The 12,740-nt window shown below is 50.7% G+C and carries 12 protein-coding genes; 11 read left to right on the top strand and 1 reads right to left on the bottom strand.

Features of this window, described 5'->3' with window-relative positions:
• Positions 1-62: 62 nt before the first annotated feature.
• Complete coding sequence (locus tag BWI93_RS27585) at positions 63-236, bottom strand: hypothetical protein (RefSeq protein ID WP_176454095.1); 174 nt, start codon at positions 234-236, stop codon at positions 63-65.
• Between the two features lie 61 nt (positions 237-297).
• On the opposite strand from BWI93_RS27585, the gene BWI93_RS01510 reads away from it, so the two are divergent.
• The 11 genes from BWI93_RS01510 (at position 298) to BWI93_RS01465 (ending at position 12,390) form a co-directional block, all read left to right on the top strand.
• Positions 298-609, top strand: a complete 312-nt coding sequence (locus BWI93_RS01510; RefSeq protein WP_094808406.1) for a hypothetical protein — start codon at positions 298-300, stop codon at positions 607-609.
• Positions 610-901: 292 nt separating this feature from the next.
• Positions 902-1,330, top strand: a complete 429-nt coding sequence (locus tag BWI93_RS01505) for a helix-turn-helix domain-containing protein (RefSeq protein ID WP_141217312.1) — start codon at positions 902-904, stop codon at positions 1,328-1,330.
• A gap of 216 nt (positions 1,331-1,546) precedes the next feature.
• Entirely contained in the window at positions 1,547-3,034 is a 1,488-nt protein-coding gene (locus BWI93_RS01500) for an MFS transporter (protein ID WP_094808444.1), read from the top strand.
• 24 nt (positions 3,035-3,058) lie between these two features.
• Positions 3,059-3,283 carry a DUF6814 family protein gene (locus tag BWI93_RS01495; RefSeq protein WP_094808404.1) on the top strand — a complete coding sequence of 75 codons (225 nt, stop codon included), beginning with the start codon at positions 3,059-3,061 and terminating at the stop codon, positions 3,281-3,283.
• A 156-nt stretch (positions 3,284-3,439) separates the two neighbouring features.
• Positions 3,440-3,640, top strand: a complete 201-nt coding sequence (locus BWI93_RS01490) for a hypothetical protein (protein WP_094808403.1) — start codon at positions 3,440-3,442, stop codon at positions 3,638-3,640.
• On the top strand, positions 3,633-6,347 hold the full coding sequence (locus BWI93_RS01485) for a sensor histidine kinase (RefSeq protein WP_094808402.1): 2,715 nt from the start codon (positions 3,633-3,635) through the stop codon (positions 6,345-6,347). Before BWI93_RS01490 ends, BWI93_RS01485 begins: the two co-directional genes overlap by 8 nt.
• Positions 6,348-6,424: 77 nt before the next feature.
• Entirely contained in the window at positions 6,425-6,787 is a 363-nt protein-coding gene (locus BWI93_RS01480; protein ID WP_094808401.1) for a response regulator transcription factor, read from the top strand.
• 171 nt (positions 6,788-6,958) lie between these two features.
• Positions 6,959-8,863 (top strand): acetate--CoA ligase, encoded by a 1,905-nt coding sequence (acs, locus tag BWI93_RS01475; protein WP_094808400.1) that lies wholly within the window; start codon positions 6,959-6,961, stop codon positions 8,861-8,863.
• Between the two features lie 96 nt (positions 8,864-8,959).
• Positions 8,960-9,550 (top strand): O-methyltransferase, encoded by a 591-nt coding sequence (locus BWI93_RS01470; protein WP_094808399.1) that lies wholly within the window; start codon positions 8,960-8,962, stop codon positions 9,548-9,550.
• A gap of 279 nt (positions 9,551-9,829) precedes the next feature.
• Positions 9,830-10,372 (top strand): carboxypeptidase-like regulatory domain-containing protein, encoded by a 543-nt coding sequence (locus BWI93_RS29325; protein ID WP_369679077.1) that lies wholly within the window; start codon positions 9,830-9,832, stop codon positions 10,370-10,372.
• Positions 10,366-12,390 (top strand): TonB-dependent receptor, encoded by a 2,025-nt coding sequence (locus BWI93_RS01465; RefSeq protein WP_369679076.1) that lies wholly within the window; start codon positions 10,366-10,368, stop codon positions 12,388-12,390. The genes BWI93_RS29325 and BWI93_RS01465 overlap by 7 nt, the downstream gene beginning before the upstream one ends.
• Positions 12,391-12,740: the final 350 nt, after the last annotated feature.

Below are 12,740 nucleotides of genomic sequence, written 5' to 3'. Positions count from 1 at the left end.
GGTCGGTTCTACGTCGCGGCTCAGTCGGCCCGGTCGGTTCAGTCGGCTAAGTCTGGAGCCCATTAAAGGAAATCTATGTCGAACCCGCTCTCACTGTAGCCAGTGCCGCCCCTGTACTTCCATATGACGTAGTAGTCCACGGTATCGCTCAGGTGCGTGGCGTTCTCCTGCTCGATGCTGGCCACCTTCTCGCTTCCCTTGTTCTTGGTGTAGTCGGCCTTAATTGGTGCGAACAACTTCTGTAATTGGCACACTTTTTACCCCATCCATCCCACCAACCCTTAAAAACAAATCCTTATGTCTACTCCGACCCTGGAATTACAGTTTCCGAGCGTGTTCTTTACCTATGGTAGCATGGACAAGCCGACGAATAATACACTCAGTATCCCGGCTGACTTAGCCGTACCCGATGCTTCACTCGTGAATTCAACACGATCCGTGCGGCTAAAGGACTATGTGTCGTCCGTAAAACTACAGGAGTTTATCAAACGCCACGAGAAATACGTGGTTACGGGTGGTACTTCCCTGGAAGATGCCCTTACCGACGGCGAGTTTACAGTGGTATCGGTCGAGCCTCAGAAATGTACGCTTCAGTACATCAACCAATAAGAAAAAGCCTCTCTGCCCGCAGGGAGGCTTTTTTAGCTAGTTACGTTCGTAATAAACGGCGAAGTAGATCAAGGGTTGATTACTTGGGTACGGGCGAAACTTCCCAACTCAACCCTTCTGCTTACGCGATTCCTACGCTTTCCTTTCGTACGCTATATGCCTAGCTTGCTTCGCTACGGAATGCGTCCGTGACTGACGAGTACTCACCGCTTTTCTTTCCGCTTCTGTCAAAAAAAAGCTCGGCCCGGTTTCTTTCTTTGCTAATTAGCTATATGTTTGCTAAACTGAATATATGCTACTTATGACTGCTCCCAATTGTCCTCGCTGTGATTCGTCGAATGTTACCAAATCGGGTATAATCAAAGATCGCCAACGGTACCATTGCAAAGCCTGTCAGTACCATTTTACGGTCGATAAACTGGGAAAGGGCATCAGTACCTACTACGTAATCAAGGCGTTACAGTTGTACATCGAGGGCGTGAGTTACCGCGAAATCGAACGATTGCTGGGGGTGAGTCACGTATCGGTTATGAACTGGGTGAAGAAATACCAGATCAAAATTCCCAAGAATTCAGAGTACCGCCCCACCTATAAGATTCTGAACCATAAGGAAATAGCTGAGTATTTTGCCAATCGCGATAACTTGCGGAGTTCCGGCGTTATCGTCACCGAACTCGGCGATAAATTCATGGTCATTCGCTGGGAACGCTTTAAAGATTAATTCTTTTCCTGCTTCCTTCTCTTACCTATGCTGCTTTAGCAAAAACTATTTTTTTCCTCTTTCCTCCTAGCGATTTCCGTCGATTTGCCCGAACTATACAAAATAAACCCGTCATAATCCCATTTATGTAAACAACACTGAAAGGGAGGTATGATTCCAACCCGGGTCAAAATCTTTTATTTTCAGTACCTCTCCTCTAAACCTATTGTATTGCTTATGCCTGAGACCCTTGCTCCCGCTTCGGTCACCAGTCCGCGTACGTTGCGAAGCGTCATTGCGGCCTCTTCGGTTGGTACGCTGATCGAATGGTACGATTTCTACATTTTCGGCAGCCTGTCGGCTATTATCTCGACCCAATTTTTTCCCAAAGACAATCCTACGGCGGCTCTGCTCTCGGCTCTGGCGGTATTCGCGGCGGGCTTCATCGTACGTCCGTTCGGGGCTTTGGTCTTCGGACGTCTGGGCGACATCGTGGGCCGGAAGTATACCTTCATGGTGACCCTCCTGCTCATGGGTGGTTCTACGTTTCTGATCGGACTGATTCCGGGTTACGAAAGCTGGGGTATGCTTTCGCCGCTGCTGGTACTACTCTTACGGCTGATTCAGGGCCTGGCCCTGGGCGGGGAATATGGCGGAGCGGCTACCTACGTGGCCGAATACGCTCCGCCAGGCCGCCGGGGTTACTTCACCAGCTGGATTCAGACGACGGCCACGCTGGGCCTTTTCGTATCGCTGGCGGTCATTGTGGCTACCCGAAAAATATTGGGCGTCGAGGATTTTGAAAGTTGGGGCTGGCGAATTCCTTTTCTCGTTTCGATTGTACTTGTAGGAACATCGGTATTTATTCGACTGAAAATGAACGAGTCACCCGTTTTTGCCAAACTTAAATCGGAGGGCAAAGTCTCCAAAAACCCCCTGGCGGAATCCTTTGGCAAACGCGAAAATCTGAAGATGGTACTGCTGGCTCTACTCGGAGCAACGGCGGGTCAGGGCGTGGTCTGGTATACGGGACAGTTCTACGCTTTGTCGTTCATTCAGAAAGTGGGTCACGTTGATTTTGAGCAATCCAGCGAAATCGTAGCGATTGCTCTGGCCTTGGCTACGGGCGGCTTTGTGCTTTTTGGCTGGCTCTCGGATCGCTGGGGTCGAAAGGTCATCATTCTCGGCGGTATGGCCCTGGCCGTTCTCACCTACCGTCCGCTGTACCAGCAGATGTACGCTTTGACGGATATAGCCGCCAAAACCGAAGTTTCCACGCAGACCTCCATCCAGAACCAGACGACCTCTCAGGTGATTTCTTACACCGATGGATCGCAGGTACAGAGAACGTCGCTAAACAATTCACAAGGAACTGAGGTTAAATACGTGCTAACCCTGGGAAATGCGGGGTACTGGACGATGGTACTCCTGATCTGGATTCAGGTACTCTATGTGACCATGGTATACGGACCCATTGCCGCTTTTCTGGTGGAAATGTTCCCTACCCGTATTCGCTATACGTCGATGTCCTTACCGTACCACATTGGTAATGGCATCTTTGGGGGACTCACTCCTTTTCTGGCCGTGGCACTGGTCGAAAAAGCTACGGTCAATCAGGAACCACAAGCCTACCTGGCCGGCCTCTGGTACCCAATAATAGTCGCCGCCATTTGTTTTATTATTGGATTTATTTATCTATCTTCAAGAAGTCGTATCCAACAATAATTCTCTAAAACCGTCAAAAAAAGTATGAATAGTCTGAAAAAAGTACTCGGTTTCTGCTGGATTGCTCTGGGGCTGTACATTGGTTATGACCGTATTGTAGACAGCCTGCATAAGATTGCCAGTCCGCAGCTCGATGACCGAATTTTTGGATGGGTCGTATTGCTGGTCCTTACGCCCATCATTGTCGCTGGCCTGATCCTGTTTGGGTATTATTCCCTCAAGGGCGAGTACGACGAGCAGACGAATTGAACGCATGCATCGAACACCTCGATGAAAACTCCGAACATGAGCGGCGGGCGAATAGCGTCCGCCGCTTTTTTGTACGAAACGTCCTCATTCAAAAATCCCACTTTTGTACCGTCTCTGGCGTTCTCGTACTATTTTTGAGCAAAAGAACGGAACCCCATGAACGAACGGCTTCGGGGGCAATATCTGGTCATCGTCAGTATCCTGTTTGCTCTCATTCTTAATTTTCCGCTGCTTTCCTTATTCAATAAACCCATTCTCTGGATGGGTATCCCCCTGCTCTACTGGTATGTGTTTACCTGCTGGCTGGGACTGGTAGGCCTGATGTACTGGTACTGGACCCGACAAAATCATGAATAGTGGCTGGGTAGTGACGGTCTCGGTGATGTACCTGGGACTACTTTTTGGCATTGCGTACTGGGCCGAACGTAGCCACCGCACCCGCCGCTGGGTGTCTAACCCCTGGGTGTATTCGCTTTCGCTGGGCGTCTACTGCTCGGCCTGGGCCTATTACGGGTCGGTGGGAAGGGCCTTTACCAATGGCGTTGAGTTTTTATCGACGTACCTGGGACCGACGCTGACGGCTCCGCTCTGGTGGATCATTCTACGGAAAATCATTCGGATCTGTAAGGTACAACGCATCGCGACGCTTTCGGATTTCGTGGCTTCGCGGTACGGAAAATCGGCAAACTTGGGGGCATTGGTGGCCTTTTTCTGCCTGATTGGCATCGTTCCCTACATTTCGCTCCAGCTAAAAGCCATTTCTACCAGCTTTGCCGTACTGGCAGAACTCCCCCGTACCGAAGAACTCACCAGCGACCTAACGCTGTACCTCGCCATTGGTCTGGGCATTTTCGTGATGCTGTTTGGTACCCGAAAAATTGAGGCAACCGAACAGCACGAAGGCATGGTCACGGCCATTGCCGCCGAGTCGCTGGTGAAAATGGTGGCTTTCCTGTTCGTAGGCATTTACGTTACGTTCGGCGTTTTCAATGGGTTTGGTGACATTTTCACGCAGGCTTCGCATAAGCCTGCCTTACGCAAACTTTTTACCATCGACCCCAACGGCGGCTATGGCACCTGGTTCTGGCACGTCCTCTTGTCCACGCTGAATATTCTGTTGTTACCCCGTCAGTTTCAGGTGTCAGTTGTGGAGAATACGGATGAACGTCACCTCAACCGAGCCATCTGGACCTTCCCGCTGTACATGATGGTCATAAACCTGTTTGTACTGCCCATTGCGTTTGGCGGGGCCTTACTCTTTCAAAACCAGACGGTCAATGCCGACAATTACGTACTGGCCATTCCGCTGTATTTCGACAAGGAATGGCTGGCTCTGATTACTTACCTGGGCGGCTTTTCGGCGGCTACGGGCATGGTGATCGTAGAAACCATCGCTCTGAGTACCATGCTCAGTAACAGCGTCCTGATGCCTTACGTCCTGACGCAACCGACGCTTCGCCGCAAGATCGGGCCAAACCTGGGTCGTTTTCTAATCGGTGCCCGGCGGATTAGTATCCTGCTTTTGCTCGTCGCGGCGTATCTGTATTACTCCAAACTCGCCGGGCGATACCCACTGGTATCCATCGGGCAGGTATCGTTTACGGCGGTGGCTCAGCTGGCTCCGGCGGTACTGGGGGGTATTTTCTGGAAACAGGGCAACCGTTACGGAGCGACCGTCGGACTGATTCTGGGTTTCTCCGTATGGTTTTATACCCTGGTGATTCCTATGTTAGCCGAGGCTGGTTTCTTTCCGCTGAGTCTGAATACGGTGGGCCCCTGGGGCCTTGAATTGCTGAAACCCTCCGCTTTGTTTGGACTGGAAGGCTTCGACCGCATTTCCCATGCTTTGTTCTGGAGCTTATCGATCAACGTGCTTTCGTACGTACTGCTCTCGATTCGCCTGCCACAGACGTCCATGGAGCACAATCAGGCGATCCTGTTCGTGGATATTTTCAAGTACTCGGAAGTCATCGAAAGCTCCACAATCTGGCGGGGTACGGCCTACATTCCGGATTTACAAAGCTTACTGAGTCAGTTTTTTGGGAAGGAACGAACGACGCAATTGCTCGAACGCTTTGCCAATGAAAACGAGATCAACCTGAACTGGCAACGGGCTTCGCCCCAGTTAGTGAACTACGCCGAAAACCTACTGGCCGGGGTCATTGGCTCAGCTTCGGCCCGCTTGATGGTGGCCTCGGTGACATTGGAAGAAAAAATTTCCGTAGATGAAGTCGTGGAAATCCTGAAGGAATCGCAGGAATTGATTTTGACCAACCGACAGTTACGCCAGCACCAGGCCGAACTCGAACGGGCAACTACCCAGCTTCGCCAAGCCAACGAACAGATGATTCGGACGGATCGGCTCAAGGACGACTTTCTGACGACGGTAACCCACGAGTTGCGTACACCCATTACGTCCATCAAAGCTCTGAGTGAAATCTTGCAGGATAATCCGGAGCTGGATATGGAGCAACGGGATCAGTTTCTTTCGACCATCATTCGCGAATCCGACCGTCTGACGCGGCTCATCAGTCAGGTACTGGATCTGGAGAAATACGAATCGGGGAAACATTTTCTGCGTACCGAATCCGTTCAACTAGTCGAAGTCATTCGTGAAGCCGTCGAAGCCGTCCATCAATTAGCCCTGGAAAAAGACGTTCACCTCGACGTATCTTTGACTGAACCCCTACCGCCCCTGCAAGCCGACCGCGACAAACTGATGCAGGTACTGATTAACCTGCTCTCGAACGCTATTAAGTATACGGAACGTGGTAAAGGGCTGATTCAGGTTTTGCTCCGCCGCTCTGGCGATCAGTACGTGCTAACGGTGGCGGACAATGGTCCCGGTATTGCGAGCGATTACCAGCAACTCATTTTTGACAAGTTTTACCAGGCCGAAAACCAGACCATCCGCAAACCCAAAGGCAGCGGACTAGGGCTGGCGATTACCAAAAAAATCATAGAATTGCACCACGGAAGCATTTCGGTGGAAAGTCAGCCCGGTTCCGGAGCCCGTTTTACAGTGCAAATTCCACTGTTAAAGGAGGTACGGGCGGAACATTAATCCAATTTTCCTGTTGTGGTATATCAATCATCCGGATGAACGCAGACTTGCGTCGTGATGAATTAACGCTCAGTGGTATGATGAAAATCTTAATTGTCGACGATGAACCCGGCATTGTCATGTCCCTGGAATTCCTGATGAAAAAGGAAGGCTATCAGGTATATATTGCCCGCGACGGAGCCGAAGCCCTCGATATTATCCACCAGGAGCAACCGCAACTGGTACTACTCGATATTATGATGCCCAGCGTGGACGGCTATGAAGTCTGTCGGCAGGTCAAAGATTCCGCCCTCCTTCGGCAGACGAAAATTGTCTTCCTCAGTGCCAAAAGTAAAGAGAGTGACATTGAAAAAGGCCTCTCCTACGGAGCCGATCTGTACCTGACCAAACCCTTCTCAACCCGTAACTTAATGGCCAAAGTTCAGGAACTTACGGCCTAAACCTATAGCCTTTCATCTTCCTTTTCCCCAATCGAGTATCAGTAAAATACCTTTTTATCTATAGTATATTAGCGAGAAAAACCGCTTTTGTTTGATCCCTTCCGCGATTGCTTGTACTTTAGCCGCACAGTTCAGGTATTATTTTTAGTCCCTCTAAAATGATTACGAGCCATGAGTGCTATCCCCTTCCAGTTGCGGAGTTTCGACGAGTACAAAGAACTATATAGTAAGTCAGTAAACGACCCGGAAGGCTTCTGGGCCGAGATTGCGTCTAACTTTTACTGGCGGAAGCCCTGGATTAAAACGCTTCAGTGGAATTTTTCAGACCCGGACATTAAGTGGTTTGCGGGTGGTAAACTCAACATTACCGAAAACGCTCTCGACCGTCACCTGGCCGAGCGGGGCGATCAGGTAGCCATTATTTGGGAAGCCAACGATCCCCACGAAGATTCCGTAAAAATCACGTATCGTCAGTTACACCAACGGGTATGCCGCTTTGCCAACGTGCTGAAAAAACAGGGCGTGCAGAAAGGCGATCGCGTGTGTATTTATCTGCCCATGGTGCCCGAGCTGGCGATTGCCGTGCTGGCCTGTGCCCGCATCGGTGCCGTTCACTCGGTGGTTTTTGGCGGTTTTTCTTCGCAATCTATTGCCGATCGGATCAACGATGCCGAGTGTAAAGTAGTGGTAACCTCCGACGGAGCATACCGGGGTTCGAAAGAAATTCCGATGAAAGCTACCGTGGATGACGCTCTGGTGACCTGTCCTTCGGTGGAAACGGTACTCGTTATGACCCGTACCCGCACCCCTGTGTACATGCTCAAGGGCCGCGACCGCTGGTGGGAACAGGAAGAGAAGTACGTGACCAACGAATGCCCCGCTGAAGAGATGGATGCCGAGGATATGCTCTTTATTCTCTACACCTCCGGATCGACGGGCAAACCAAAGGGCGTGGTACATACGACGGGTGGCTATATGGTATACGCTGCGTATACGTTTGCCAACGTTTTCCAGTACCAGCCCGGTGAAATTCACTTCTGCACCGCCGATATTGGCTGGATTACTGGCCACAGTTATATCGTATACGGACCGCTTTGCTGCGGAGCCACTACGCTGCTATTCGAGGGCGTTCCCACTTTCCCCGACGCGGGTCGTCTTTGGGATATTGTCGATAAACATTCCGTTAATATTCTGTATACGGCTCCTACGGCCATTCGTTCGCTGATGAGCTTTGGTTTGCAGTACGTTGAAAACAAAGACCTTTCATCGCTGACCAAGCTTGGCTCCGTGGGTGAACCCATCAACGAAGAAGCCTGGCACTGGTTCCACGATCACATTGGGAAGGGAAAATGCCCTATCGCCGATACCTGGTGGCAAACCGAAACGGGTGGTCTGATGATTTCACCCATTGCTGGCATTACGCCCGAAAAGCCCACGTTTGCTACCCTGCCACTGCCGGGCGTACAACCCATGCTGGTAGACGAAAATGGCAAGGAAATTGAAGGCAACGGCGTATCGGGTAACCTCTGTATCAAGTTCCCCTGGCCGGGTATTCTGCGGACGACTTACGGCGATCACGAACGCTGCAAGCAAACGTATTTCAGTACCTACCCGAACCTGTACTTTACGGGTGACGGTTGTCTGCGGGACGAGGACGGCTATTACCGCATCACGGGTCGTGTCGATGACGTACTGAACGTATCGGGTCACCGCATTGGTACGGCGGAAGTCGAAAATGCCATCAACATGCACCTGGGCGTGGTGGAAAGTGCCGTAGTCGGTTATCCGCACGACGTGAAAGGTCAGGGCATTTACGCGTATATCATTACGGAAGAACCGCTCGATGATGTAGACCTGACCCGCCGGGATATTCTGGCAACCGTATCCCGCGTGATTGGACCCATTGCCAAACCGGATAAAATTCAGTTTGTCAGCGGATTACCCAAGACGCGTTCGGGAAAAATCATGCGACGGATTCTTCGCAAAATTGCCGAAGGCGATACCGGCAACCTCGGTGACACCTCCACCCTGCTCGACCCCAATGTGGTCGAAGAAATCAAAAGTGGAGCCTTGTAATACCTCCCTTTTCAACTTCCCGAAAGCTTCAAAACTTTCGGGAAGTTTTCGTTTAAGACGTTTATAACGCATGTAGCGACTATACCGACAGTTACTATGTTCCGAAACTTCTCTTCACAAGCCCTGGAACGCATGGCCCTGCTGGAAAATCAGGACCGCATGGATCGGACGGATGGAACACCCCGTTCCCGCCGCTTACGCCAGATTAGCAAAGAAACCGGGCAATTTCTGGCTCTGTTAGCGGCCAACGCTCCGTCAGGAGAACTGATCGAAATCGGTACCAGTGCCGGGTACTCCACGCTCTGGCTGGCCCTGGCCGCCCGCGAACGAGGCCAACGGGTGAAAACGTTTGAACTCGACCCGGAAAAGTGCGAGATGGCCCGCGAAACGTTTCGTCTGGCGGGTATGGAGGATTTTATCGAACTCATTCCCGGTGATTTTCTTAGCCTCGGTACCTCCCTGTCCGATATTACTTTTTGCTTTCTGGATGCCGAAAAGAATCTGTACGAGCCCTGTTTTCAGCTCGTGGCTCCTCGCGTAGTCAAAGGTGGATTGATTGTCGCAGATAATGCGATTGATCAATACGAAGGCATTAAACCCATGATGGATCGGGCCTTGGCGGATGAGCAGTGGGACTGTCTGACGGTACCAATTGGCAATGGTGAATTCGTCTGCCGGCGTACGTAATTCTGACTTACCTTTATACTATTCGGGGCAAGGGGTTTTCTACAGGAAGAGACCCCTTGCCCCGCTTCATTTTTTATCCTGCCTTTTGAGTCATAAGGTTTAATCTGCCATACATCTATTCTACGTACCTCTGTTCCCAAAACCGGGGCACCTCACACGTATACGTCCGTATTTTTGAGCATTCGTTCGGTTGCAACTCCTTACCGATCTCCCACATCATTGATTTTTCCCGGTACGAGCACGGGAAAATCCCCCTTAGCACATTTGAAATTTCATCTCATGAAAAAGCTTTTACTTCTTCTCACCTGTCTTCTTGGCCTTCAAACGGCCTGGGCTCAGTTTCCGATGGGGGGCGTTACTCCTCAGCGAAAAGCGATTCCCGGTACAGCCGACGACAACACGCCCAAAGGCAATTCCAAGATTACGGGTTTTGTCGTGGATTCCACCCTTACCAAGGCCGTAGAATTCGCCAGTGTTGCCCTTGTTAACAAAGCAACCAACAAACCCGTAGACGGTACAGTAGCCGACGACAAAGGAAAATTCACCCTGAATCGTGTAGCTGCTGGCGACTACAAACTTCTGATCACCTTCATCGGGTACGAAACCAAAACTGTTGATGGTGTAACCGTTACCAAAGGTCAGGACCTTGATCTGGGGGTGATTAAGCTTTCTTCCAAAACCAAAACGCTGGAGGAAGTCACCGTTACGGGCCAGAAGGAACTCATCGAAGAAAAAGTAGACCGACTGGTGTATAACGCCGAAAAAGACATCATGGCGAAAGGTGGCGACGCCGCCGACGCCTGCGGAAAGTACCCATGCTGACGGTCGATCTGGAAGGAAATCTTTCCCTTCGCGGCAGTCGGAACGTACGGGTTCTGATTAACAACAAGCCCAGTACCATCGTTGCCAGCAGCGTAGCGGATGCTCTCAAGCAAATTCCCGCGGATATGATCAAAACGGTGGAAGTAATTACCTCTCCCTCGGCCAAGTACGATGCGGAAGGATCGGGCGGAATCATCAATATTATCACGAAGAAAAATACGCTACAAGGTCTTAACCTGAACGTAGACGCCGGGGTGGGTAACCGGGGTTCCAACCTATCGCTGAACGGAAACTACCGCAAAGGAAAAATCGGTTTTAACCTGGGTGGCTTTGGCCGGGCTAACTATAACCTGAAACTACAGGGCTTCAACGATCAGACGAACTTCCGAGACAACGGTTCGACACGTACCTACCAGACTACCGACGGGGTCAACAGCGGCCTGTTCGGAAACTACAACCTGGGTTTTGACTACGACATCGCCAAAAATCAATCGCTTACGGCGGGCGTGCGGTACGGTGCCCGGAATATGCTCAATGACCTGAATCTGAATACGCAGTCGTTTATTAATGACGTATTGACGGGTACGGTACGACGGGATGTGGATACCAAAAACCTGTCGGGTACGGTGGATATGAACGTCGATTACCTGCACACCTACAAACCCCAGCAGGAATGGAGCATTTCGACGCAGTACAGCCGCAATGACCTGACCAACAATTTTGACGCGATCGAGCGGAATGCCACGGATGCAATGCTGAACCGGGAGAAAAACATCAACCACAACCTGAACCAGGAAATTACGCTGCAAACGGACTACCAGACGCCCCTCAAGAAAAACCAGATGCTGGAATTCGGAGCCAAGGGAATCATGCGGACCGTAAACAGCGATTACCAGTATCTGTACGGGAATGGTTCAGAGCCGTTGACGCAAAGTACCCGGCAGCCTTCGGGAGCACTGGATTACAACCAGAGTGTGGCGGGTGGCTATGCTTCGTACACGCTGACGACAAAGAATCGGTATACCATCAAGGCCGGTACGCGTTACGAATATACGACGATTGAGGCCAGTACCCGGGAAGGCGGCGACATTAACATTCCTAACTACGGCAACCTGGTACCCAGTTTGAACGTTTCGAAAAGCTTTAAAGGTACAACCTTGAAACTGGGTTATAACCGTCGGATTCAGCGACCCGGTATTCAGCAATTGAATCCGAACATCAATGCGGCGAACCCCCAGAACATTTCTATCGGAAACGCTTCCTTACGTCCTGAATTGACGGACAACGTGGAATTAGGCGTTAGCAAAAACATTAAGAAGTTATTTGTGAATGCCAGCTTCTTCGGCCGTTTTACTGATCAGACCATTACCCAGGTCGTATCGGCTAACGATACACTGGCGGGTGGCGTACTGACTACGTATCAGAACATTGGCAGTGAGCGGGCCGTGGGTACGAACATTTTCGGTAACCTGGCCATTACCTCCAAATGGAACGTCATGTTGTTCTCGAATATTCTCTACTCCAACTTACGCGGCGTGGCCCGGGTTTCGAGTAGTATTTCCGAACCCGTCAGCAACTCCGGTTTTAACGTAGGTGGTGGATTGAATACGCAGATTCAGTTCAAGAATGGATGGGGTGCTCAGGCCTTTGGCTTCCTGCAAGGTTCGCAGGTGCAATTACAGGGCCGTACGGGTGGCTTTGCCTTCTACTCCGCGGGGATTAAGAAAGATTTCAAAAACAAGAAAGGAAGCATTGGTATTGCCGGTGAAAACTTCCTGACCAAGAGCATCAACATTCGTACCGATCGTCGTTCTGCTCAATTCACGCAGTTATCGGACATGCACATTTTCATGCGGGGCATTCGTCTGACCTTTAGCTACAAAATTGGTAAGATGACCATGGATGCTCCCCGCAAAAAAGGCAAATCCGTCAATAACGATGACGTCAAGTCAGGCGGTGACGGCATGCAGGGCGGTGCCCCCGCAACGGGCGGCGGTGCTACCAGCCGGCCCCGGTAACGAATAAAGACTTACGAGTGATTTACTCCGCTATCCCTTTTCGATAGCGGAGTTTTTTTGTTCCATTAATCAAAGCATTAGCTTCCTTGTCCTGATGCTAAGCCTAGTGAATTGGACAATGCACAGATCCAGGTATTAAAACGCCCAGGAGGCTCATTTACCCGAAGCTACAGGTGCTACTCCGTAGCGAATGCTGGAGACAAACTGCCTTTTTTACTGGAAGCAATTGACTCACGTCACAGACGCGAAAGCATGTTCGCCCCGATCATTCCATAACGGTTAAAAATTGGGGCCGAGCGTGGTGTACTGTCAACCCTGAAGGGGTTCAATGTGATTAGCCCCGTATGCAA

Source organism: Siphonobacter sp. BAB-5385, assembly GCF_002261125.1.
GTDB lineage: Bacteria > Bacteroidota > Bacteroidia > Cytophagales > Spirosomataceae > Siphonobacter.
This window is presented reverse-complemented; position numbering and strand designations above follow the sequence as displayed.